The 23,972-nt window shown below is 63.7% G+C and carries 20 protein-coding genes and 2 pseudogenes; 14 read left to right on the top strand and 8 right to left on the bottom strand.

The genetic code is table 11. The features are described from left to right. Positions 1–3: 3 nt before the first annotated feature. The 3 genes from CDV46_RS00485 to CDV46_RS00475 all read right to left on the bottom strand — a co-directional run bounded on the left by CDV46_RS00485 (position 4) and on the right by CDV46_RS00475 (position 2,146). Entirely contained in the window at positions 4–432 is a 429-nt protein-coding gene (locus CDV46_RS00485) for an ester cyclase (protein ID WP_087688821.1), read from the bottom strand. Between the two features lie 38 nt (positions 433–470). Further along, a complete protein-coding gene (gene wrbA / locus CDV46_RS00480; RefSeq protein ID WP_087688820.1) occupies positions 471–1,070 on the bottom strand; it encodes an NAD(P)H:quinone oxidoreductase in 600 nt (199 codons plus the stop codon). 167 nt (positions 1,071–1,237) lie between these two features. Then, on the bottom strand, positions 1,238–2,146 hold the full coding sequence (locus tag CDV46_RS00475; protein WP_087721488.1) for a LysR family transcriptional regulator: 909 nt from the start codon (positions 2,144–2,146) through the stop codon (positions 1,238–1,240). 100 nt (positions 2,147–2,246) lie between these two features. Here CDV46_RS00475 and CDV46_RS00470 point away from each other — a divergent pair, with 100 nt between their 5' ends. Both CDV46_RS00470 and CDV46_RS00465 read left to right on the top strand, forming a co-directional pair. Continuing rightward, positions 2,247–3,119, top strand: a complete 873-nt coding sequence (locus CDV46_RS00470) for a pirin family protein (RefSeq protein ID WP_087721487.1) — start codon at positions 2,247–2,249, stop codon at positions 3,117–3,119. Between the two features lie 75 nt (positions 3,120–3,194). Then, complete coding sequence (locus CDV46_RS00465; RefSeq protein WP_087721486.1) at positions 3,195–3,638, top strand: DoxX family protein; 444 nt, start codon at positions 3,195–3,197, stop codon at positions 3,636–3,638. Between the two features lie 83 nt (positions 3,639–3,721). Here the strand turns inward: CDV46_RS00465 and CDV46_RS00460 are convergent, their stop codons facing one another. Together CDV46_RS00460 and CDV46_RS00455 are read right to left on the bottom strand one after the other, a co-directional pair. Further along, positions 3,722–4,159, bottom strand: a complete 438-nt coding sequence (locus CDV46_RS00460; RefSeq protein ID WP_058379006.1) for a universal stress protein — start codon at positions 4,157–4,159, stop codon at positions 3,722–3,724. Between the two features lie 274 nt (positions 4,160–4,433). Further along, positions 4,434–5,357: a LysR family transcriptional regulator gene (locus CDV46_RS00455; protein ID WP_087721485.1), complete on the bottom strand. Its 924-nt coding sequence runs from the start codon at positions 5,355–5,357 to the stop codon at positions 4,434–4,436. Positions 5,358–5,472: 115 nt separating this feature from the next. Between CDV46_RS00455 and CDV46_RS00450 the strand changes: the two genes are divergently transcribed. The 6 genes and pseudogenes from CDV46_RS00450 to CDV46_RS00425 all read left to right on the top strand — a co-directional run bounded on the left by CDV46_RS00450 (position 5,473) and on the right by CDV46_RS00425 (position 12,890). Continuing rightward, positions 5,473–6,189, top strand: a complete 717-nt coding sequence (locus tag CDV46_RS00450; RefSeq protein ID WP_087721484.1) for a haloacid dehalogenase type II — start codon at positions 5,473–5,475, stop codon at positions 6,187–6,189. A 100-nt stretch (positions 6,190–6,289) separates the two neighbouring features. Continuing rightward, a pseudogene (gene aceB / locus CDV46_RS00445) lies at positions 6,290–7,889 on the top strand (malate synthase A). 246 nt (positions 7,890–8,135) lie between these two features. After that, positions 8,136–9,479, top strand: a complete 1,344-nt coding sequence (locus CDV46_RS00440; protein ID WP_087721483.1) for a hypothetical protein — start codon at positions 8,136–8,138, stop codon at positions 9,477–9,479. Positions 9,480–9,755: 276 nt separating this feature from the next. Next, positions 9,756–10,685, top strand: coding sequence for a prolyl aminopeptidase (gene pip, locus CDV46_RS00435; protein WP_087688911.1), 930 nt, complete (start codon positions 9,756–9,758; stop codon positions 10,683–10,685). A 178-nt stretch (positions 10,686–10,863) separates the two neighbouring features. Then, positions 10,864–11,823, top strand: coding sequence for a hypothetical protein (locus CDV46_RS00430; protein WP_087688813.1), 960 nt, complete (start codon positions 10,864–10,866; stop codon positions 11,821–11,823). A 65-nt stretch (positions 11,824–11,888) separates the two neighbouring features. After that, positions 11,889–12,890, top strand: a complete 1,002-nt coding sequence (locus tag CDV46_RS00425) for a hypothetical protein (protein ID WP_087721482.1) — start codon at positions 11,889–11,891, stop codon at positions 12,888–12,890. A gap of 138 nt (positions 12,891–13,028) precedes the next feature. On the opposite strand, the gene CDV46_RS00420 is transcribed toward CDV46_RS00425, so the two are convergent. Beyond that, the gene (locus CDV46_RS00420; RefSeq protein ID WP_087688910.1) at positions 13,029–14,819 is read right to left on the bottom strand and encodes a DEAD/DEAH box helicase; all 1,791 of its coding nucleotides are present in this window, start codon (positions 14,817–14,819) and stop codon (positions 13,029–13,031) included. A 531-nt stretch (positions 14,820–15,350) separates the two neighbouring features. Between CDV46_RS00420 and tsaB the strand changes: the two genes are divergently transcribed. From tsaB to CDV46_RS00400, 4 genes and pseudogenes are all read left to right on the top strand, one after another. Beyond that, positions 15,351–16,112, top strand: a complete 762-nt coding sequence (gene tsaB / locus CDV46_RS00415; protein ID WP_087721481.1) for a tRNA (adenosine(37)-N6)-threonylcarbamoyltransferase complex dimerization subunit type 1 TsaB — start codon at positions 15,351–15,353, stop codon at positions 16,110–16,112. Then, positions 16,112–16,590: pseudogene (gene rimI / locus CDV46_RS00410) on the top strand (ribosomal protein S18-alanine N-acetyltransferase). Before tsaB ends, rimI begins: the two are co-directional and overlap by 1 nt. Before the next feature lie 37 nt (positions 16,591–16,627). After that, positions 16,628–17,689, top strand: coding sequence for a uracil-DNA glycosylase (locus tag CDV46_RS00405; RefSeq protein ID WP_441339294.1), 1,062 nt, complete (start codon positions 16,628–16,630; stop codon positions 17,687–17,689). Next, on the top strand, positions 17,650–18,783 hold the full coding sequence (locus CDV46_RS00400; protein ID WP_170936001.1) for a DUF1853 family protein: 1,134 nt from the start codon (positions 17,650–17,652) through the stop codon (positions 18,781–18,783). Before CDV46_RS00405 ends, CDV46_RS00400 begins: the two co-directional genes overlap by 40 nt. A 34-nt stretch (positions 18,784–18,817) precedes the next feature. Here the strand turns inward: CDV46_RS00400 and thiD are convergent, their stop codons facing one another. Both thiD and lplT read right to left on the bottom strand, forming a co-directional pair. Further along, positions 18,818–19,663, bottom strand: coding sequence for a bifunctional hydroxymethylpyrimidine kinase/phosphomethylpyrimidine kinase (gene thiD, locus CDV46_RS00395; protein WP_087688807.1), 846 nt, complete (start codon positions 19,661–19,663; stop codon positions 18,818–18,820). 1 nt (position 19,664) lies between these two features. After that, positions 19,665–20,957, bottom strand: coding sequence for a lysophospholipid transporter LplT (gene lplT, locus CDV46_RS00390; RefSeq protein ID WP_087688806.1), 1,293 nt, complete (start codon positions 20,955–20,957; stop codon positions 19,665–19,667). Between the two features lie 492 nt (positions 20,958–21,449). Here lplT and alr point away from each other — a divergent pair, with 492 nt between their 5' ends. Beyond that, positions 21,450–22,520, top strand: coding sequence for an alanine racemase (gene alr / locus CDV46_RS00385; RefSeq protein ID WP_087721479.1), 1,071 nt, complete (start codon positions 21,450–21,452; stop codon positions 22,518–22,520). An 8-nt stretch (positions 22,521–22,528) separates the two neighbouring features. Then, positions 22,529–23,905: a DNA repair protein RadA gene (gene radA, locus CDV46_RS00380; RefSeq protein WP_058380337.1), complete on the top strand. Its 1,377-nt coding sequence runs from the start codon at positions 22,529–22,531 to the stop codon at positions 23,903–23,905. The last annotated feature ends 67 nt before the right edge of the window (positions 23,906–23,972 follow it).

The following is a 23,972-nucleotide window of genomic DNA, read 5'->3' as shown; positions in this document are numbered from 1 at the left end:
GCCTTAGCGCGGCAGTGCGTTGAGTTGCTGGAGTGCGGAGTACAGATTGGCGACGCCCCAGTGCTCGGTGATCTTGCCGTTCTGCACGCGCATGGCATCCACGGTCTCGAAGTGAATCGCCTTGCCCGTGGGGGCCAGGCCGAGGAAGTCGCCTTGGTGCGTGCCGTAGTAAGTCTTGTACGTGGTTACCACGTCGCCATCGGCGCGCTGCCAGTGGATGACGGCGCGGAAATCCGGAAAGGCTTCGCGTAGCTTGCGGTAGAGGCCGAGCACGCCGGCCTTGTTGGCACCGCTGTTGGGCTGCGGCGTGTGGTCGACGAAATCATCGGCGAACAGTTCGTCGAAGAGCGCCCAGTCGCCGCCGCCTTGCACCTCATCGGTGTTGCGGCGGATCACGGCCTTGGCGGCGTCGCTGACATTGAGTTCAGACATGACATGCTCCTTGCAAAGTCGGTGAGGAAGTGAACGCCTTAACCGAACAGCTTGGCAGCCGTCTTGGCGACCAACTCGCCTTGGTGGCGCGCGCCGGCCAGATCGATTTCCGAGGGTTGACGCGAGCCGTCGCCGCCCGCGATGGTGGTCGCGCCGTAGGGGGCGCCGCCCACGATCTCGGCCACGCTCATCTGGCCTTGGTGGCTGTACGGCAAGCCGACGATGGTCATGCCGAAGTGCAGCAGATTGGTGATGATCGAGAACAGCGTGGTCTCCTGACCGCCGTGCTGGGTGGCCGAAGAACTGAAGGCCGCGCCGACCTTGCCGTTGAGCGCGCCGCGTGCCCACAGCCCGCCTGCCTGATCGAGGAAGGCGGCCATTTGGGAAGACATGCGGCCGAAGCGCGTGCCGGTGCCGACAACGATGGCGTCGTAGTGCTCCAGGTCGGCGACAGTCGCGACCGGGGCTGCTTGGTCGAGCTTGAAGTGCGCGTTCTTCGCTACTTCTGCCGGCACCGTTTCGGGGACACGCTTGATGTCGACTTGGGCACCGGCGCTACGGGCGCCGTCGGCGATGGCCTCGGCCATTTGCTCGATGTGGCCGTAGGACGAGTAGTAGAGAACGAGAACTTTGGTCATTTGAGGCTCCTTGGGTTGGACAACACGGTGAGTTGTCATGTCCCAAGCGTAGGAGCCACCGACCTATCGCGGTAGCCTGTTTGTTTCGATGGAGTCCATCGGAAAAAACGATGCTACAGCCTGCGTTGCGCAGGAGCGATTGGGTCGGAAGGGGGGAGGAGAAAGCGCTACGCCGGCGCGTCGGTCGTGAACTGTTGCAGCCGGTCGATGAACCAGCGCCCGGCAGGTCCGGGCGGTTCGTCCGTGCGGTAGACGGCGTACATGGCGATGACCGGTATGGCCGGCTGGTGCATTTCCAGACGGATGCGGACCAGTCTGCCGGCCTCCAGATCCGGCGCCACCATCGCCAGCGGCATGTGTCCCCAGCCAAATCCAGCCTTGAGAAAGGCATGCTTCGCGCCAAGATCGGCAAGCCGCCAGATCAGCGGCGAGAACACACCGAAATTGGTGCCGGCAGTCAATGTAGTGCGATCGGTCAGCACCAGTTGCACATGGCGCTCAAGCACGCTGCCGGGCAGGATGCCTTGGCTTTCGGCCAGCGGATGATTGGGAGCAACCACGGTGACCATGGGCACTTCCGGCAGCCTTTCGGCGTTGAGCCCTTCGGGTATTACCGGCATCGAGCCAATCACACCGATACGGCACATGCCGTCGAGCACTGGCTGGACCACGGCACCCAGCGCCTCGACATACATACGCAGCGGTGTCGTGGGAAAGGCCTCGCGAAAGGCGCCGACGGCGTCGGTCAGCGACGCCATTGGGTACATCACGTCGACGGCTACCGAGAGCTCGGGCTCCAGCCCCTCGGACAAGGTGCGGGCGCGTGCCTTGAACGCATCCATGCCATTCACCACGAGCTTGGCTTCACCCAGCAGTGCCTTGCCCTCGTCGGTCAGCACCGGGTAGCGTGCGCTGCGGTCGAACAGGGTCACACGCAACTGCGCTTCGAGATTGGCCATGGTTTGACTGATCACGGACTGGGCGCGGCGCAGCTTGCGTCCTGCCGCAGAAAAACTGCCTTCCTCCGCGGCCGCGATGAAGGTTCGTAGCTGGTCCAACGATATGCCGTCGAGCATCTATCGCTCCTGCGGATGGATTCCATCGAAAAATATAGGCTTCTCAGCTACATGTCCAGTTCCTAAAGTTGCACATATCTCTTCAGATGGAACAACTTCGATGGACAACCTCACCGCATCACTGCATTCCAAGCGGCCAGTGACCACACCTCAGGGCGCGCAACGCCACGTGGTTCAGCGCGCCACCGGCCACCGTCATGGCCCGGTGACCCGGATCTTCAGCCCCGGCGACATCGGGCATCAGGTCAAGCCGTTTGTGTTTCTGGATTACTTCGATTTTCAGGCGACCGGTGGCGCGATGTTTCCGATGCATCCGCATTCGGGGATCGCCACGACGACGGTGCTGCTCTCCGGCGCCCTGCGCTATGAAGATACGACGGGGGCTTCGGGCGTGCTGGCGGCGGGCAGCGTCGAATGGATGCGCGCCGGTCACGGCGTCTGGCACGACGGTTCTCCGGCCGGTGCCGGGCGCTTTCGCGGCTACCAGCTGTGGGTTGCCCTGCCGGCTGCGATGGAACTTGCCCCGGCGCAGAGTCAGTACCTGCCGCCCGAAGCGGTTCCACAATCGGGACCGGCACGCGTCATTCTTGGCCGCTATGCGGGAGTCCAAAGTCAGGCACTTGCCCCCGAAAACCTGCTGTTTCTGCATGTCAGGCTCAGCGATGGCGAACGCTGGCAACTGACGCCGGAAGCGGGCCACGACGTTGGCTGGCTCCATGTCAGCGCAGGGGCACTGCACGTTGCCGGCACGCGTGTGGCTAACGAACTCGCGGTGCTCAACGAAAGTGGCGCCGAGATCGACGTGGTCGCCGAAGGCACGACCGAGTTCGTTATCGGCACCGCTGTCCGGCATCCGCACCCGTTGGTGCTCGGGCACTACTCCGTGCACACCAGCGACGCTGCGCTTGTGCGCGGTGAACAAGAAATTAGCCGGATCGGCTCGCAACTCCGCGCCCGTGGCCGAGTGCGCTGAACGCGCTGAATCCACTGAATGCACGGATGGACCTCTCAACCCCTTGATTCTCGACATTCCTTAACGAACTTCACCATGTCCAATACGTTCACTACCGCCACTCACACGCAGGTCTCGGCACTGTCCCTGATCGGCCGTTTGCTGATCGCCAGTCTTTTTCTCATCAGCGCTTTCGGCAAACTGGCAGCACCCGCCGGCACGATCGGCTTCATCGCCTCGGTGGGTCTCCCAGTACCCGTGCTGGCCTTTGCGGCAGCGCTGGCGACCGAATCGATCGGCGGCGCGCTGCTCGCACTCGGTTATCGCACCCGGCTGGTGGCGGCCATCCTGGCGCTGTTTTCGGTGGTCTCGGCGTTGATCTTTCACAACGCGCTAGGCGATCAGAATCAGCTGTTCCACTTCATGAAGAACTTGGCTGTGGCGGGTGGTTTGCTGCAAGTGGCGGCCTTCGGCGGCGGCGCTTACAGCCTCGACCGGCGGCAAATGAAGATCGATAGCGTCGCCAGTCCTGCTCGCTGAGCGGACGGCTCAAGAAAAAACGGCTGCGATGCCTTGCAGCCGTTTTTTCTTTGGATGCGACCCGACTCGACCTGCCTGTCGGCTCAGCGATAGATGATGACCGGAATCTTCGAGTGCACGAGCACGCGCTGGGTTTCGCTGCCGAGCAGCAGGCTGGTGAGTCCGCGCCGCCCGTGCGAGGCCATCAGGATGACGTCGCAGCCATGGCGCTCGGCGGCGTCGATGATGCCGAGGTACGGGGCAGGGAAGGTGGAGGTGTCGCGATGGAACGGCACGCTGGCCGCGGCGGCCGATTCGGCCAGTTTGTCGAGGTGCGAGCAAGCCTCCTCGGCGATGCGCTCACTGAAAGTCGCGGGCGCTTCGAGGACGTATTCGCTGAAGGGGGAGTAGGGATATTCGGCGAGGCAACAATAGCCGGTCACTCTCGCGCCAAGGGCGCGTGCTAGTTCGAGTCCGCCGGTGACGGCTTTTTCGGATAGCTCCGAGCCGTCGGTCGGAATGAGGATATGGGTAAATAACATATGACCTCCCGCAGTTGGCGTTGCTGAACACGCGTTCACAGGCTCGCGCAGGTATGACGGTCTTGCACAACCCAGTCGGTCAGTGCGTTCGGTTCGTGCTGCCGACGCCATGACAGACCCTTCGCTTCGATTCTATGGCTTTGGCGCGATGCAACAACGGGGGCAAACCCGGTAATGCACGACATCCTCTATGTATCGGACGGGCTCCGCGTAACAAACGTTCCACATGACGCGTGTGTCGAATCGACGCACGGCGTTCGGCAGGGCCATCGGTTCATGCGCTCGCTGGCCCCTCGTCCTGCCAATACGTCGGACTGCTGTAGTGATGCTTGAGATGGTCGATGAAGAGCCGAACGCGCAGCGGCAGGTGACGGCGTTGCGGAAACACGGCGTGAATGCCGATCGGGGGCGCAGCGAACGCATCCAGCACGGTCACGAGCCGGCCGGCCCGAATATCGTCGCCCACTTCCCACCACGAGCGCCACGCGAGGCCGTAGCCGTCGAGACACCAGTCGTGCAGCACCGCGCCGTCGGTGCATTCCATCGTCCCGTTCACGCGAATGGTGACGACCTTGCCGTCCTGCGCGAAGGTCCAGCCGCGCTGCTGATTGGCCGTCGAGCCGAACGCGAGGCAGTTGTGACGTGCGAGCGCATCGAGCGATTCGGGCGTGCCCCGTCTGGCCAGATAGGCCGGGGCGGCCACACAGACGCGCCGGTTTTCGCCAAGCCGCAAGGAAACTAGACTCGAATCGGGCAACTCGCCCAACCGGATGGCACAGTCGAAACCCTCGTTGACCAGATCGACGAGCCGGTCGGACAGATCGAGCGTGACGGTAACGTCGGGATGCGACTCGATGAACACGGGCAGCAGCGGCGCCACGTGACGGCGTCCGAAGCCAGCGGGGGCCGACAGGCGCAAATGCCCGCTGGCCTTGACGCCACCCGCAGACACCGCGCTCTCCGCGTTGTGCATCTCGTTCAGGATGCGCTGGCAGTCCTCGAGAAAGGCCGAGCCCTCGAAGGTGAGCGTCACACGTCGCGTGGTGCGCACGAGCAGCTTCACGCCCAGCCGGGTTTCGAGCGCGTCGATGCGCCGCCCGATCACGGCGGGGGCCACGCCTTCGAGCGCGGCGGCCGCCGACAGGCTGCCTTTGGCGGCCACGGCGACGAAAGTTTCGAGTTGTTTGAAGCGATCCACGCGGCGATTATGTACTAAAAAGTCAAAGATAAAGTGATGTTTTGGCTATTTTATGACGTTCTACATAGGTAATACAATCGACCTGCAACGACAAGTGTCAACCGACCCCCAAGCTATGGCTTCTCGCATTCAGGCAGTGATCTTCGACGCGTACGGCACGCTGTTCGACGTGTATTCCGTCGCAGCCGCCGCCGAGCAGCAGTTCCCCGGTCACGGGGCGGCGCTCGCCGAGTTGTGGCGCATCAAGCAGATCGAGTACACACAACTGCGCACACTCTCTGGCCCCAACGGAGAACGCTACCGCCCGTTCTGGGACATCACTGCCGATGCACTGCGCTACGCCGCCGCGCGCCTGAACCTCACACTTTCGCCGGTGGCGGAGAAGCGTCTGATGGACGAGTACACCTGCTTGTCCGTGTTCCCCGAGAACCCGCCGGTGCTGCGTGCCTTGCGCGCCATGGGGCTGGGTCTTGGTGTGCTCTCGAACGGCAACCCGCAAATGCTCGACGTCGGCCTGAAGAGCGCGGGCATCAAAGACCTGTTCGATCACGTGTTGTCGGTCGATGCCGTGCGCAAATACAAAACGGCCCCCGAGGCCTATCGACTGGGCCCGGCCGCGTTCGGCCTGCCGGTCGAGTCCATCGTTTTCGTCTCCAGCAACGGCTGGGACGCGGCCGGTGCCACCTGGTTCGGCTACCCGACGTTTTGGGTCAACCGTGCCGGGCTGCCGGTCGAACAACTCGGCGTGACGCCGCAAGGGATGGGGCGCGATATGCGCGACTTGCAGCGCTTTGTCGAGTCTCTGACGGGAGCGCGCGCTTCACGTTCATAGCCGTAAAAACGGCATGGCGTGACGCCTCTTGTGCAAAGCCCCTGATGTTCCTTCTTGCGGCGCACTCCCTTATATAAATCAAGAAAGCTGGAGATCCCTGATGTCCCTGACGCTGCCCCCCGGCATGCAACTGCATGTCGATGCGAACACCGATGTTCGTCCTGAATACGAAGCGATCCTGACCCCCGAGGCGCTCGCGTTCATCGCCAAACTGCACCGTGCGTTTGAACCGCGCCGGCAACAATTGCTGGCGGCGCGGGTCGAGCGCGCTGCCCGCCTCGATGCCGGTGAAGTGCCCGATTTCCTGCCTGAAACCCAAGCGATTCGCGACGCCGACTGGCGCATTGCGCCGCTGCCCGACGCCCTGCAATGCCGCCGTGTGGAAATCACCGGTCCGGTCGAGCGCAAGATGATCATCAATGCGCTGAACTCGGGGGCGGACAGCTACATGACCGACTTCGAGGACTCGAACACGCCGAACTGGCACAACCAGTTGCAAGGTCAGATCAACGTGCGCGACGCCGTGCGCGGCGAAATCAGCCTTGAGCAGAACGGCAAGCAGTACAAGCTCAACGACAAGGTGGCGACGCTGATCGTGCGCCCGCGCGGCTGGCATCTGGACGAGAAGCACGTGTCGGTGGACGGCGTGCGCATGTCGGGCAGCCTGTTCGACTTCGGCCTGCATTTCTTCCACAACGCGAAGGCGTCGCTGGCGCGCGGTTTTGGGCCGTACTATTACCTGCCCAAGCTGGAAAGCCATCTCGAAGCACGCCTGTGGAACGACGTGTTCGTGCTCGCGCAGAACGAACTGGGCGTGGCGCAAGGCACCATCAAGGCGACCGTGCTGGTCGAGACCATTCTCGCGGCGTTCGAGATGGACGAAATTCTCTATGAGCTGCGTGAGCATAGCTCGGGCCTGAATGCCGGCCGCTGGGATTACATTTTCTCGTGCATCAAGAAGTTCAAGGTCGACGCCGACTTCTGTCTGGCCGATCGCAGCCGCATCAACATGACGGTGCCGTTCATGCGCGCCTATGCGCTGTTGCTGCTCAAGACCTGCCACCATCGCAATGCGCCCGCGATTGGCGGCATGAGCGCACTGATTCCGATCAAGAACGATCCGGAAGCCAACGAGAAAGCGATGGCCGGCATCCGTGGCGACAAGGCACGCGAGTGCCACCGACGGCTACGACGGCGGCTGGGTGGCACACCCGGGCCTCGTGCCGGTGGCCATGGAGGAGTTTGTAAAGGTGTTGGGCGATCGTCCGAACCAGATCGACAAGCAACGCGACGACGTGAAGGTGAAGGGGCGCGACCTGCTCGAATTCAAGCCGGAAGCGCCGATTACCGAAGCCGGGCTGCGCTACAACATCAACGTCGGCATCCACTATCTGGGGGCGTGGCTCGATGGCAACGGCTGCGTGCCGATTCACAACCTGATGGAAGATGCGGCGACCGCCGAGATCTCGCGCTCGCAGGTGTGGCAGTGGATTCGCTCGCCGAAGGGCAAGCTCGAAGATGGCCGCAAGGTCACGGCCGAGCTGGTGCGCGAATTGATTCCGCAGGAACTCGCCAACGTGAAGGAACTGGTTGGTCAGGTCGCGCCTTCGTATGATCGTGCGGCCGTGATTTTCGAGCAGATGAGCACGAGCGACGACTTTGTCGATTTTCTGACGCTGCCGCTTTACGAAGCGGTCTGACCGGCAGGCTGGCGACAGCGGAACGTCGTCAGTGCGACATCGGTGAGGCATCGGTGATACCTCGGTAAAAGGCGGGGCGATAGCGATATCGCCCCGCTTTGCTTTTCGGGGCAGTGCATGGGGTTTCGAGGCATGGCCGCTTGGGCTAAACCTGAAATGCAACGGTTGTCATTGCTGTGACACTAGCGGTCGTATTGGGCACGCTGCCCGAATGACTTTGCTTCAGAACACCACGACCGATCGCCCATGAGCACTTCCATCAACGCCACCGCATTGCCGCTACAGGGCTATCCCGGTCTGCAACTCAGCGCCAACCGCGCACAACTGATTACCGACTGTGTCGCAACGCTCGATGACAACCTGCTTTGGGTCATGAGCGATGCCGACATCGAGACGCATTGCGAACGATTCATCGGCGATGTCACCCGCATGGGTGTCTGGGACCGTCTGATGGACGCGTTCCAGAGCGGGTCGCACAAGCGCGAGATTCTGAAGGCGGCGGCACGGTGCCACGTTGCCAGCTACGCGCAGGGGCGACGGTACTTGTTTTCCAAAGGTCATTACCCGCTCAAGACCGGCGACCAGAGCCTGTATCTGCTGCAACGGCTCTTGCCCGGGGCGCGCACCTCGCTGCTGACTTCGCATGCTGCAAGGCTGCCGTCGGTGTCGGCGCTCTCGATCATCGTGGTCACGATCCCCGGCACGCCGTTGCGCATACCGCTGCTGCCGGCGTGCTTCTCCTGTGCGGACGGCGCCTTGAGCGAACATGAGGCCGGTCTGCTGATGGGCTTGCGGACTGAAGCATGGATGACGGTCGGGGAAACCATCGCGAGCCGGGACGAAGCACTGTCGGAGCCTGAGTGCGCGTTGGCGGCGAGGCAGGAGGAACTGTTGGCGGCGGCGTTCTCGCTCGGCGGATGTCACGAAAATGCGGCGACGGAGTTCTTCAAGGCAATGCAGCACTTCGCAAGGGGCCGTCAATATGACGATGCCTTGCGGTGTCTGGCCCGGGCACGCGCATGCCATCCGGCAAACGAGGCGTCCGGGCAAATCATCGACGCGATCGTCGACGCCGCACAGTTGTGCAGTCTCAACACGCAATACGCCATTTCCGGCGTTTTCTACGCGGCCGTTGCTGACATCTGCGTACAGGCTGACGACGCGGCCACGGCCGCGAAATTTCGCGCACGGGCGGACGAGTGTTTTCGCTGGGCAGATCTGTGTGAGGCGGATGCCCGCAACGAGGACGCGATCGCCGTTGCGATCGACAAGGCGATCCGGCGTCATCGCGATGCGCTGGCATCGTCGGGTTTCGATTCGGGCTCGACGACGGTCTTCATGGACGACATGTGTGACCCGATTTCCGCCATGGCATTCGACGCGGGGGAGGGCGAGCGCTGGTGTCTGCTGCTACGCGGGGAGCATCAGGGCAAACGAACCTACGACCTGATCACCGTGGAGACGGCGAAGCAACTGGAATCGATCGGCACGCATCCGCTGACGCGCGAGGCACTGCACCACAGCGATATCCTGCGGGGTGCTGCGGCGCTGGATCTGCTGGTGGACGCGGAACCCCGGCCAATGTCCTGAGCGTTACCGCTCGCCCCTTGCCCCTCACCGGTACGGTTACCGTCTCCACGGGCCGACGCGCAGGCGCTGCTTTGTCTTGTTGAAGTTGCCGCGCTACACTGAACCTCGCCACTCTGACCATGAACGATGGACGCGAGGATGCCGATGCCAGCCGACTTTCCCGATGACACCCCCTGCGATGGGCTTCGCGATGCGCATGCCGTGACGCCGCCGTCGCAACCCGGCGCGCGCGCCGCCGGCAACGTGGTGGAAGCGCGTCCCGAGCGCCTGCGCCAGATGTATCCGCCGATTGCCCCGTTCGCGAGCGGCATGCTCGACGTAGGCGATGGCCATCAGATCTACTGGGAGCAGTGCGGCAACCCGCACGGCAAACCCGCCGTGTTCCTGCACGGCGGCCCCGGTGGCGGGTGTTCTCCCGAGCAGCGACGGCTGTTCGATCCCGCAAAGTACTGCATCACCCTGTTCGATCAGCGCGGCTGCGGCCGCTCGTTGCCGCACGCGAGTCTGGACCACAACACGACGTGGGATCTCGTGCGCGACATCGAGCGCCTGCGCGAAAAGTTCGGCTACGACCGGTGGCTCGTGCTGGGCGGTTCATGGGGCAGCACGCTGGCGCTGGCCTACGCGCAGACGCATCCCACACGCGTGAGCGAATTGATCGTTCGCGGCATCTTCACGGTGCGCCGTGAGGAATTGCATTGGTATTACCAAGAAGGGGCGTCGTGGCTGTTCCCCGATCGATGGGATGCGTTTCTTGCGCCGATTCCGCTGGAAGAACGGGGCGACCTGATGCGCGCTTATCGCAAGCGCCTGACGGGGGCCGATGAGACTGCGAAGATCCAAGCCGCTCGCGCATGGAGCATGTGGGAGGGCAGCACGATCACGTTGCTGCACGACGCGGCGCTGACCGAAGCGTTTGGCGATCCGCACTACGCGATTGCGTTTGCGCGCATCGAAAACCACTATTTCGTGCACGACGGCTTTCTCAAGCCCGATCAACTGATCGCGGATGCGTGGCGTCTGCGTGGCATTCCCGGTGTGATCGTGCAGGGCCGTTACGATGTGGCGACGCCCGCGCGCACGGCGTGGGAATTGCACAAGGCTTGGCCGGAAGCCGACTTCTTCTGGGCGGCAGACGCCGGTCACGCGTTCAATGAACCGACGATTTTGCATTGGTTGATCGAGGCGACGGACCGGTTTGCGTAGTGGTGTGACGTGTCGATGGCGGCCGCGTTTGGGAACCCGCTTGTGCGCGTTCGGCGATTCCTGAAATATCCGGGCGCCGCGTGACGCGATAGTCAGGGAGCGACGGCACCTGCGTGATCCCCATGCCCGGTGGCTGGCGCCGGCGCACGGTTGCGTCCGACACGTCAGAGGCACCGCGATGCTACCTGCTCACTCCCTATCTCTTCCGCTGCAAGGGTATCCCTCCCGGCAACTCAGCGAGGCACGTGCTGACGCGATTCACGACAGCGTTCGTGCCCTCGAGGACACACTTTCCGACGAGGCCGACAACGCGGTTGCCTCACGCGTGGCATTTGAGCGATTCCGCCGCAGCGTGACGCAGATGGGACCGTGGGATCGCATCAAGGATGTTTTTACGAACGGTGCACGAAAGCGATCGATTCTGGAGGCGCTGGCCCGATGCCATATCGGGTCATACATGCAAGGACGGCAATACTTGTCCGAGGTGGGGGAGTATCCGCTGAAGGCGGGTGAGAGCAGCCTGTATCTGTTGCGGCATCTGACGCCCGATGCCCGCTCGCGCATGTTGATGCCGACGCCTGATAACTTGTCCTGCGAACGGCTGACACTGGCCGAATCCGGACCGCCGATACATCTACGGGTACCTGCCGTGGATCTTCGCCTGCCACTCATGGCAGATTGCTTTGGCGACGGTGACGGCGCAATCACGCCGTACGAGCACCAGTGGCTGATGCATCAGGCGTTTATGGGGGGGAGATCGATAAGCCAGATCCTTTCCGACCGGCATGAGCGGCTGTCGCTCGCCGAGTACGAAACGCTGGGACTCGCTTGCGAGACGGATGCGCAGATTTATCAGCGGGACCGTCAGTTCAAAGTCGCCAGCCGGTTGCTTCAGAGTGCTATCGAGGCGTTCGTGCGACTACCGACACCTGATCACCTGATCCGTTGCCTTGGGCATGCGCAGGAGATTTTTCCGATCACGGGCGACGCGGCGGCCGTCATCAAGGTGTGTCGTTGGTACGCCGAAGACCGCGAGATTGCCGGACGGCATCACGATGCGCAGCGGGTTCGTCGCGAGGTCGCTGAGTTCGAGCGCGTCATGAACATGTTTAACGGGACGATCGTTGCGCTCGACTGACATTCCGGTGCACATCCACACGCTGGGCGGCGATGTTGCCGCCCCGGCAGAATTGAGGTATCGCAATGCTATCGACAGTGGCCAGAAGCCTGCCCGTGCACGGATACCCCGGTGGTGAGCTCAGCGAATTGCGCGCAGAGAGGGTTCGCAAACGTATCGACGCGCTTGATATCGTCATCAGGAATTTCGCTGACAACGGATCTCGCCTGTCTGCGGCCTTTCACCACTTTCGGCACGGCATCGCCCAGATGGGGCTGCTTGACTGGGTCGCCGACGTATTTGCCAATGATGGTCAGAAGCGAAGCATCCTCGATGCGTTGGTGCGCTGCCATATCGCGTCAACGCCTGCGGGAAGACAGCACTTGCGCGAATTGGGGGAGTTTCCGCTCAAGACGGGCGAGAGTAGCCGGTTTCTGTTTCAAAAGCTGAACGCGGACGCCAGGTCCGTCATGTTGTTTCCTTCGACAGAATGCCCCGTCAATGAGGGGCCGCAGGTCTTTCCGTGCGGGCTGATTACCGTGCAGATTCCCGGCATCGGCCTGCGTATCCCGCTCATGCCGGCGTGTTTCGGCGGCGGCGACGGTGCGATTACCGAAATGGAGCGCGCAAGCCTGCTGAATTCCTCGGCGGGCGAAGCGAACTCCATTCGTGAGCGATTGTTGTTGGTGCGTCGGGCGCTATCGCCGGACGCCGTTGAGCGGCTGGCACGCGAGCACGAACGCGATGCCAGCGCTTATGCCGCTGGGGGGCGGTTCGATATCGCGGCGGACCTTTACACGGGAGCGATTTCGAATTTCGCGAGCGCCGACAAGCAAGCGGCGGTGATTCGCTGCCTTGCGAGTTCCAGAGACACATTTATCGCGGTGGGTGGCTTCTCGGAAGTGCTGAGCGCCTGCATGGCATTCGCCGAGCGGTGCGAGGGACTCGGTCAGGGGCTCCGGGCGAAAGAGTTACGTCAGAAGATCGGTGAATTCGCTATCGACGTCGAAGGACGGGGAGCGGTGCGGTGCGCGGCGCCCATGGGGATGCCGCGTGAGCGGCAATATCGGCGCGGCAGCGTAGGGTGATTTCACCGCCCCATATGACAACACCCCGGAGGCGGGACTGATGTCCCACCTGCCGGGGTGTCGTTTAATGCGTTGACTGCGGGCGAGTTTGACTATGTCGCCGGTAGCGCCAGTCGAAGTGACCAGCGCTGCACGGACTTAGTCGCCGCGACGCTTGAAGCCGCCGCCGCTGCCGCCGTTACGATTGCCGCCGCCGTAGCCGCCGCGATCCTGGCGATAACCACCGCCCGTGCCACGGTCCTGACCTTGACGGTTGCCTTCGAACGGACGCGATGCGCGACGCTCGAAACGGTCGGTGCCGCTGCCGTTCGAGAAGCCGCTGGTGTTGCCGGCATTGCCGCCATTACCACCTTCGCCGCCCGCATAGCCACCTTGGTAACCGGTGCTCTCACGACGCTCGAAAGTGCCGCCCGCCGGCTTGCCGGCGCCACCAAAGCGTTGGCCGCCTTGATAACCGCCGCCACCGTTGCCGCCTTGACGCGGACCGTTATTGCTCCAACGGCCTGCACCCGCACCTGCACCCTGACGCGGACCGCCACGGCCTTGGCCCGGACGCTTGCCGCCGGTGCCAGCACCTGCCTTGGGGGCCGAGCGGCGCGGCTCGAAGCCGACCACGACGTTCACCGGCAGGGGTTGACGCGTGTAGCGTTCGATACGGCGCACGGCACCGACTTCGGCGTGTGCGGCGAGGCTCACGGCGACGCCACGGCGGCCGGCACGGCCCGTACGGCCAATGCGGTGCACGTAGTCTTCGGCGAACTTCGGCAGATCGTAGTTGAACACGTGCGTGATGCCCGGCACGTCGATACCGCGGGCCGCGACGTCGGTCGCCACCAGCACGCGCACCTTGCGCTCGCGCAGGGCGCGCAGCGTACGGTTACGCACGCCTTGCGGCATGTCGCCGTGCAGTGCGGCGCTGTCAAAGCCGGCTTGTTCGAGTTGATCGGCCAGCAGGTCGGCGTCGCGCTTGGTCGACGTGAACACGATGGCCTGGTCGAGCGAGTCGTTACCGAGCAGGTGCGTCAGCAGGCGATCCTTGTGCGAGCGGTCGTCCACATAGTGCAGCATCTGTTCGATGTTTTCGTTGGTGCGCTGGTCGTTGCTACGCGTGATCTCGATGGTTTCCGGATCGCGCAGCAGACGGCGCGTGATTTCGCTCAGGCGGCCGTCGATCGTTGCCGAGAACAGCAGCGTCTGACGCGTTGCCGGCGTCGCGTCGACAATCGTTTGAATGTCGTCGATGAAGCCCATGTCCAGCATGCGGTCGGCTTCGTCCAGCACGAGCATCATCAGTTGCGACAGATCGATCTTGCCGCTGGAGATGTGGTCGAGCAGACGGCCCGGCGTTGCCACGATGATTTCGGGCTGTTTGGCCAGCATTTCCAGCTGACGCGGGTAGGGCATGCCGCCCAGAATGCTGACGGTGCGCAGACGGCGCAGTTGCTTGCCGTACGTGTCGGCGGCCGTCGACACCTGCTGAGCCAGTTCACGCGTCGGCGTGAGCACGAGCAGCAGCGGTTGCGCGGCGACGCGGCGAATGCGTTGGCCCTTGCGCGGCTTTTCGCCCGGGGCAGCCGGTTGGTTGCGCGGGTGAGCAGCCGGGGCACGGTTGCCGAGATCGCCGCTGGCTTGCATTTCGGCAAAGCGGTGAATCGCGGGCAACATGAAAGCGGCGGTCTTGCCCGAGCCCGTCGGGCTCGAGACCAGCAGGTCGCGACCGGCGAGCGCGGCGGGAATCGCACGCTGCTGCACGGGGGTCGGGTTGGTGTAACCGGCGGTGGTGAGTGCCGAAAGAATGGCTTCGTTCAGGCCGAGTTCGGCGAACGTGGGGCCTTCAGCAACGGCGGCAACGGCTGCAACTTGCGGAGCGGCTGCGTCGATTGCGTTTTCTTCGGACGAAGGGAAATAGGTCTGCGCGAGCGCAGACATCTTGGATGTCTGTTCCATGAATCCTCTTGCGGATTGATAGGGTTACGTTGGGGCGTTGGCGCCAATCGGCAAACCCAATTCGTCGCAAGCAGGAAGCAAATCGCGGATGGGGCAGAAAGCGGATCGAAATCCGTATCGTAAGCCAGGGGACGGTGGCGGGTCGTTCGGTTAGGAACGCCAGTACCGGCAAGAACTACTACAAAGGCTTATCACAGGATTGGGGCAAAACGCAGTTTTCGTCGCCTGATGGGGTACAACATGGTGCCCCGAAAAGCGAAGCGCGAATTATACCTGATTTTTTTAGGAAATGCACGTTGGCATTTACACGGGGTGAAAAAGCCCAGTCCGGGTGCCGGTCTCTCCACTCACGCGGGCGTTCAGGGCGGGGTGCGCCGGTGAAGTCGGCGAGCGGAGATAGCGGCGGTCCGGCGGTGTTGGCGGATGCCTGCTTGCCAGTGGACGCTTGCGATCTCTCGTTTTCCTGCGTCGATCCGCTAGGTTGCTCGCCGTGTGCCCGATTACAATAGCGCCATGTCTTCGATTACGCTTCTTGCCCTCGATACGTCGACCGAGTTTTGTTCGGTTGCCGTGTATCGCCATGATCCTGCCAGCGACGCACCAGCGCTCGTCGTCGAGCGTCACCTCGACACCGGTCCCGTCTCCAGTACCCATATTCTGCCTGCCGCGCGCGACGTGCTCCGCGAGGCCGGTCTTGCGCTCGCCGATTGCGACGCCATTGCCTTTGGCGCCGGACCGGGGTCGTTTACCGGCCTTCGCACGGCGTGCGGCGTCGCGCAAGGGCTGGCCTTCGGTGCCGGTCTGCCGGTCGTGCCGGTCGGCACGCTGCTGGCCTGCGCCGAAGCGGCCCGTGCGACGCACGTCGACACGCAGCGTGTGCTCGTCGCGCTCGACGCCCGTATGAACGAGGCCTACTGGGCCGATTACGTCTGGGATGCTGCTGCCGGCGACTGGCGTGAAGCGCAAGCGCCTTCACTCGATGCGGCCGAGCTGGTGCGTGCCCCCGATGCGCCGTTCGTGGTCGCCGGGAATGCCGCCGTCGCGTTCGGCGATCGCCTGATTGCCGCCCAGCAGGCGCAGGCCGTGCTGGCCGACGCCATGCCGCGTGCCCGCTACGTGGCGACGCTGGCGGCGCGCGCGTTCGCCCGGGGCGAAGCGATTGCTGCCGATCAGGCCATGCCCGTCTATATCCGTAACAAGGTCGCCCAGACAACGGCCGAACGCGAAGCCATCAAGCAGGCGGCAGCCCAGGCTGACGGCAAGGGGGCGTCCTGATGCGTCAGACCGGCCCGAATCACTTCTCGCCGATGACGCTGGCCGACCTCGACGAAGTCATCGCCGTGGAAGTGCGCGCGTACCCGTTTCCGTGGACGCGGCAGAACTTCGCCGATTCGCTCGATGCCGGGCATCAGGGCGTGTGTCTGCGTGCGGTGGACGGCTCGCTGCTCGGCTATTTTCTGTTGATGCCGGTGGTGGACGAGTCGCACCTGCTCAACGTCTGTGTCGTGCCCGAGATGCAGGGCAACGGTTTGGGGTGGCGCTGCTCGAAGAGATCGTGCGCACCTCGCGAGAGCAAGGCATGGGTGGCGTGCTGCTGGAAGTGCGGCCGTCCAACATGCGCGCGCTGCGCATTTACGAGCGTTTTGGCTTCGAACAGATCGGCCGGCGCAAAGGATACTATCCGGCCAGCGGGCGTCGCGAAGACGCCATCGTGATGCGCCTGTCGTGGGAGACCGATCGTGCCGTGGCCTAAAGCAATTCTGGAAGAGTTCGGCCTTTGGCCAGTATGGATGTCGCACGATGCGGTGGCTGCGGCCGCCGCTGATGCTGCCAATGCCGCACAAGAAGGGGACATCGCGACGCTGGAAGTGGCTGCGCCGGTCGCCACTGCCGAGCTCGGCACCGACGATCTGCCGCCTTGGGACGTCACGCCGCCGGTGGTGGCGCGCCCAGTGGCCCGAGCCAACGCGTTCGATACTGCCCCATCGGATTCGCCGTCTGAACGGGCGACGCCTGTGCCGGCATATCGCGAGCCGCCTGCCGCACCGGCGGCGCGCGCCGCCAACCCGCGTCCGGTGGCGTCGAACCCTGCGGGCAATGCCGGCAGGGCGAGCGATATGCCGCCCGACGATGTCCCGATGTGGCTCGACAGCGAGGGCAATGGCGACGGCGATGCGGCGGCCGATGCCGCGCTGTGGTCGATCGTGCGCGATGGCGGTGCCGCAGACGCTGAGAAGCGTCCGGCATTGCCGGCGGTAGAAACGCTGGATTGGGAAGCGCTTACCGAGCGTGTGGCCAACTGCCAGTTGTGCGGATTGTGCGAGAAGCGTACGCAAACCGTCTTTGGTGTCGGCGACCGCGAGGCTGATTGGTTGCTCGTCGGCGAAGCACCGGGTCAGCAGGAAGATTTGCAGGGCGAGCCGTTCGTGGGGCAGGCAGGCAAGCTGCTCGACAACATGCTGCGGGCGTCGGCGCTCAAGCGTGGCGAGAACGTGTATATCGCCAACGTGCTCAAGTGCCGCCCGCCCGGCAACCGCGATCCCGAGGCGGACGAGGTGGCAAGCTGCGAGCCGTATCTCAAGCGTCAGGTCGCTCTGCTCAAGCCGCGCGTGATCGTCGTGATGGGGCGCTTTGCCGCGCAGAGTATCTTGCGTACGCAGGCAAGCATTGCCAGCCTGCGTGGACGTGTGCACGAGTATGAAGGCGTGCCGGTGATCGTGACGTACCATCCGGCATATCTGTTACGCAGTCTGCCCGACAAGGCCAAAGCCTGGACGGATTGGTGCCTGGCGCGGGCCACCTACGAGGCGGTGTGCGAATCGACTCCGGCCAACAAGCCTATCGCGAACTGATCGCAACGCTGCGCGAGCCGCCGGTACGGGACCTCGCGTGGCTGCTGTTGTCCGACGATCTGCTCAGTGCTGCGCGTTTTCCGGCGGCGGTGGCGCACCTCGACGACGGGCCGGGCGCCACGGCGGCATTGCACGACTGGTTGCTCGCCTGCGATGCCGACGTCGAGCCGCTGCGCGAATTCATCGTGCAGCAGGGGCAAAGTAACCGTCTCGGCCGTTATGCCGAGCAGTTGCTGCATTTCGCACTGCTGCACAGCCCGTCCCTTGAGCTGCTGGCGGCGGGGCTGCAAGTGCGCGACGTCCGGCGCGGCAACATGACGCTGGGCGAGTGCGACTTCCTGCTGGAGCGACGCGCCGACCGGCGGTTATTGCACTGGGAACTGGCCGTCAAACTCTATTTGTTCGTCCCCCCGGCCGGGCCGGTCGCGCAGGTGCCGCCGCTCGACGAACGCTCGCTCCAATTCCACTGGCTGGGTCCGAATCTCGCCGACAGTCTCGCCGACAAGGTGGCGCGGCTGCTCGGCCATCAATTGCGGTTGACTACCTTCGACGCCGTGCGCAGCGCATTGCCCGCCGCCGGCCCGTGGTTGCCGCAGGTCTATCTCAAAGGGTGGTTGTTCCATCCGCTCACTCAGCCTTCCGTCTTGCCTCAGGTGGCCGCCGAGACGCATGGGCGCGGCTGGTGGGCGACGCTTGACGAGTGGTGGGTGCACGCGCAGCAGGCGGTGTCGGCCGGTGACGTGCAGGCCGACGAGGCGTGGGCCATTCTGCCGCGGGTGCGTTGGCTGGCGCCCGCGCGGGTGGCCGAACATGCGGTGTTCTCGCTCGAGGCCATGCGTGAGCGCATCGAGACGCACTGGCGTGAGCGAGGGGTGGCCGAGCCGTTGTTGATCGTGTCGTTGACGCGGGCGGCGCCGGTGGCAGGGGGTGCACCGACGCAGGGCGATTGGATCGAGCGCGAACGCGGTTTTATCGTGCCCGACTACTGGGCGCCGCGTGCGCGGCATCGTATCGAAGAGTTGGCGGAGCGGGCCGATGCGGCGGCCCGTCGTGCGTTGGCAGCGAGTGCCGACGATGGCGCGCCGTCGCTTTAGACCGGTTAAGCCAGTGGGCTGGGCCGGGCAGGGCTTATGCCTTCGGCCAGATCGCGTGGAAGTGATGCACGGGGCCGATGCCGTGTCCGATGTGAAGCTCATCGCTGGCGGCGAGCGCGCCGTTGAGGTAAGCCTTCGCGTCACGCACGGTGCTCGACCAGTCGCTGCGGCGCGGGCGCAATGCGGCCAACGCCGCCGACAACGTGCAGCCGGTGCCGTGGGTGTTGTGCGCGGCGATGCGCGGTGCGTTGAAGCGCTCCACGCCCTCGGCACTCACGAGCCAGTCCGGGCTCAGATCGCCGCCCAGATGACCGCCCTTGACCAGCACGTTGCGAGCGCCCAGCGCGCGCAATGCCTGCGCCTGCTGTTCCATCTCGTCTTCGTTGGTGGCCGGGGCAACGCCGAGCAACGCGGCGGCTTCAGGCAGGTTCGGCGTTATCAGGTCAGCCAGCGGCAGCAGTTCGTCGCGCAACGCGGCGACAGCATCCGGTTGCAGCAGGGCATGACCGCTCTTCGAGATCATGACCGTGTCGAGAATCACGAAGCGCGGCCGGTACTTGCGCAGGCCGGCGGCGACCGCCCGCACCACCTCGGCGTTGGCCAGCATGCCGAGCTTGACGGCATCCACATCGAGGTCCTGAAACACGGCATCCATCTGTGCCGTGACGAAGCTCGCGGGCGGCGTGTGAATGTCGGTCACGCCGCGCGTGTTCTGCGCGGTCAGAGCGGTAATCACGCTCGCGCCGTACGCGCCGAGCGCAGAGAACGCCTTGAGATCGGCCTGAATGCCGGCACCGCCGCTCGAATCCGAGCCGGCGATGGTCAGCGCAATGGGAATGCCTGTGGAGGTTTGCGAAGCGGACGACGATTGCGAATTCATATCAATGCTTGACTTCGCCAATGAGCGAGAGCGAATCGAATTCGCGCTGATTGGCCTGATGGCGCCTCATGACGAGCCACATCGTGCCCGACACGAACAAACCGAAGAGAACAATGACGATCCCGACCGGCACGTTGAACCAGATCAGCAGCGCGTACAGGCACAGCATGATCAGCACCGACAGGTTTTCATTGAAGTTCTGCACGGCGATCGAGTGGCCGGCAGACAGCAGCACGTGGCCGCGGTGTTGCAGCAGGGCGTTCATCGGCACGACAAAGAAGCCGGCGAGCGCGCCCACGATGATCAGGAAGATATACGCAATGATTAGATACAGCGGCACCTTCCAGTGCTGACCGAACGGCAGCAGATCCTTCGAGAAGAAGGCCATGGCCATCACGGCAACGCCCATGGCGATGCCCACGGGCAGGACGGAGAGTGAGCGCTTGAGCGGGATGCGCGAGGCCGCGACGATGGCGCCAATGGCCACGCCCACGGCCGACACGGCTTGCAGAATCGCACCTTCCGACAGGGTCATGCCGAGGGCTTTTTCCGCCCAGCGCAGCACGATGAATTGCAGCGTCGCGCCAGCACCCCAGAAGAGCGTGGTGACCGCCAGCGAGATCTGACCCAGCTTGTCGCGCCACAGGGTGACGAAGCAGTCGGCGAAGTCGGAAACCAGCTTGATCGGGTTGCGTTCCTGGCGCGCGTAGCGGGCGCCGGTGTCGGGAATGCGCAGATTGAACAGGGCTGCGATTACATAGATGCCCATGATGATCACCATCGCAGCCATGGCCGGCGAACTGATGACTTCGGGCGTGCGCAGCAGAATCCATTCGGAGACGTGGGGGCTGATCAGCGCGCCGCCCAATACTGTGCCGAGAATGATCGAACTGACGGTGAGCCCTTCGATCCACCCATTGGCCGCGACCAGTCGTTCTGCCGGTAACAGCTCAGTGAGAATGCCGTACTTCGCGGGCGAGTACGCCGCCGCGCCGAAGCCGACCACCCCGTACGCGATCAATGGGTGCGAGCCGAACAGCATCATCATGCAGCCGACCACTTTGATCGAATTGCTGATGAACATGACGCGGCCTTTGGGCATGGAATCCGCAAAGGCGCCGACATAGGCAGCCAGAATGACGTACGAGAGAACGAAGAAGAGTTTGAGCAGCGGAGTCATCCACTGCGGGGAATGCAGATCTTTCAGAAGTGCGATTGCTGCAATAAGCAATGCATTGTCGGCCAGCGACGAAAAAAACTGCGCGGCCATGATGGTGTAAAAGCCTTTCTTCATCGGTACTTGAGTCGATCCCGTGCGGCGTAAAACTTGCGTGTCTCGGTTGTCGGAATCCGCGGTGCCCGCGTCGGGCACCCAAACGGGATGAAACCGGGCTTAAACACAGGGGTATCTGCGCTCATCAAGCATGCATGTGTCGCTAATGGGCCGTATATTCGGCCTTGTAGCCCCCGTGTCGGGCGCCCGGTCGCCCTCGGTCTTTGACCGATATTGTTGTCGGGATAAAGATTTCGGCAAAACAAGTTGTGCGCACGGCTTTATAACACGAAAATATGCCGATGCGTTATGCCGCCGGCACCTTCAGGCATGCCTGAAACGCTGTGGTCCACCCTGCGTCATTTCCCTTCGCACAAAATCGCACCAATTCGCGCGGGGCATGTCAATGCAGTGTATTTGAACCGCTGCTTCAGTCAGTGCTTCAGCCAGTCCTTTGGCCGTGTTTTTGAAGCCGTGTTCCGGTGGCGCCTCTCTTCTGTCCTCAATCCTGCCATGCCTCGTCCGATCAAAGTTTCGATTCATACCGCAGCGCTTGCTCACAATCTCGATGTCGCCCGTCGCCACGCCCCCAACGCCAAGGTCTGGGCGGTGGTGAAGGCCAATGCGTATGGGCACGGCATTGAAAATGCCTATCCCGGCTTGCGCGATGCCGACGGCTTCGGCCTGCTCGATCTCGACGAGGCCGTGCGCGTGCGCGAACTCGGCTGGGCCGGCCCGATCCTGTTGCTCGAAGGGTTCTTCACGCCGTCCGATCTCGCCATCGTCGACAAGTACGGTCTCACCACGACCGTGCATAGCGACGACCAGCTGCGCATGCTCGAGACCACGCGCCTGACCAAGCCGCTCAACGTGCAACTGAAGATGAACTCGGGCATGAATCGCCTGGGCTTCGCTCCCGAGCGCTATCGCGCCGCGTGGGAACGTGCCCGTGCCATCCCCGGGGTCAGCCAGATCGTGCTGATGACGCACTTCTCGGACGCCGATGGCCCCCGTGGCATCGAGCATCAGGTGGCCGCTTTCGAGCGTGGCGCCCGCGATGTGCCGGGCGAGCGCAGCCTTGCCAACTCGGCCGCGACGCTTTTCCATCCGGAGACGCATGGCGCATGGGTGCGCCCGGGCATCATGCTGTACGGCTCGTCGCCGAAGGGGCTCGAAGTCCCTGCCGTCGACCTCGGTCTGCAACCGGCCATGACGCTGGAATCGGAACTGATCGGCATTCAGGAAGTCCCGGCCGGCGGCACCGTCGGCTATGGCAGCCTCTTCACGGCCGAAGCGCCGATGCGTGTCGGGACGGTGGCTTGCGGTTATGCCGACGGGTATCCGCGCGTGGCCCCGTCGGGCACGCCGGTGCTGGTGGATGGGGTGCGTACGCAGATCGTCGGGCGGGTGTCGATGGACATGCTGGCGGTCGATCTGACGCCGGTGCCGCAGGCCCGCGTCGGGACGTCGGTGACGCTGTGGGGCCGTGGCCTCTCTATTGATGAAGTGGCGGCCTCGGCCGGCACGCTCGGCTACGAGTTGATGTGTGCCGTGGCGCGTCGCGTGCCCGTGCACGCGCACTGAGCGCGCGCATGGCCAAAGCCAAGACTGTCTATATCTGTACCGAATGCGGTGGCCAGAGCCCCAAGTGGGCTGGCCAGTGCCCGCACTGCAACGGCTGGAATACGCTCGTCGAATCGGTGCCGGAAACGTCGACCGGCCACCGCTATCAATCGCTCGCCAAGAGCACGCCGATCCGCAAGCTCGCGGAGATCGAAGCGTCTGATGTGCCGCGCTTCTCCAGTGGCGTGAGCGAATTCGACCGTGTGCTCGGCGGGGGGCTCGTCGCCGGTGGCGTGGTGCTGATCGGTGGTGATCCCGGTATCGGCAAGTCGACGCTGTTGCTGCAATCGCTGGCGCATCTGTCGCGCGAGCGTCGCGCGCTCTATGTCAGCGGTGAAGAGTCGGGCGCGCAGATCGCACTGCGTGCGCAGCGTCTCGGTCTGGGCGCAGCAGGCGAGGGCGGCGGTGGTGATCTCGATTTGCTGGCCGAGATTCAGCTTGAGAAGATTCTCGGCGCGATCGAGTCCGAGAAGCCCGACGTGGTGGTGATCGACTCGATCCAGACCGTGTATTCCGAAGCCCTCAGCTCGGCGCCCGGTTCGGTGGCGCAGGTGCGTGAATGCGCGGCGCAACTGACGCGTTGCGCCAAGCAGAGCGGCGTGACCGTGATTCTGGTCGGGCACGTGACCAAAGAAGGCAGCCTCGCGGGCCCGCGTGTGCTTGAGCACATCGTCGATACGGTGCTGTATTTCGAAGGCGACACGCATTCGTCGTATCGGCTGGTGCGGGCGTTCAAAAACCGCTTTGGTGCCGTGAACGAACTCGGTGTGTTCGCGATGACCGAGAAGGGGCTGCGCGGCGTGGCGAATCCGTCGGCGTTGTTCCTGTCGCAGCATGAGCAGATGGTGGCAGGCTCTTGCGTGCTGGTGACGCAGGAGGGCACGCGGCCGCTGCTGGTCGAAGTGCAGGCGCTGGTCGACACCGCACAGGTGCCTAACCCTAGGCGTCTGGCGGTCGGGCTGGAGCAGAACCGTCTGGCGATGCTGCTGGCCGTGATGCACCGTCACGCAGGCATTGCATGCTTCGATCAGGACGTGTTTCTGAACGCAGTGGGCGGTGTGAAGATTACCGAACCTGCGGCCGACTTGGCCGTGTTGCTCGCGATTCATTCGTCGCTGCGCAACAAGCCGCTGCCGCGCGGGATCGTGGCGTTTGGCGAAGTGGGGCTGGCGGGCGAAATCCGGCCGAGTCCGCGCGGACAAGATCGTCTGAAGGAAGCGGCCAAGCTCGGCTTCTCGATCGCGATCATTCCGAAGGCCAATGCGCCTAAGCAGCCGATCGACGGACTGGAAGTGCATGCCGTCGACCGTCTGGAGCAAGCGATTTCGGTGGTGGCAGGTTTGTAATGCGGTGACGCGCGACGCGTCGGCGACGGGGTGATTTTCCCCGTCGTGCAGACATCGCAAGCAGGCA

Origin of the sequence: Pandoraea sp. PE-S2T-3, assembly GCF_002179965.1 — a bacterium.
GTDB lineage: Bacteria > Pseudomonadota > Gammaproteobacteria > Burkholderiales > Burkholderiaceae > Pandoraea.
Note: the sequence above shows the minus strand (reverse complement) of the source record. Positions and strands in the feature narration are given on the sequence as shown.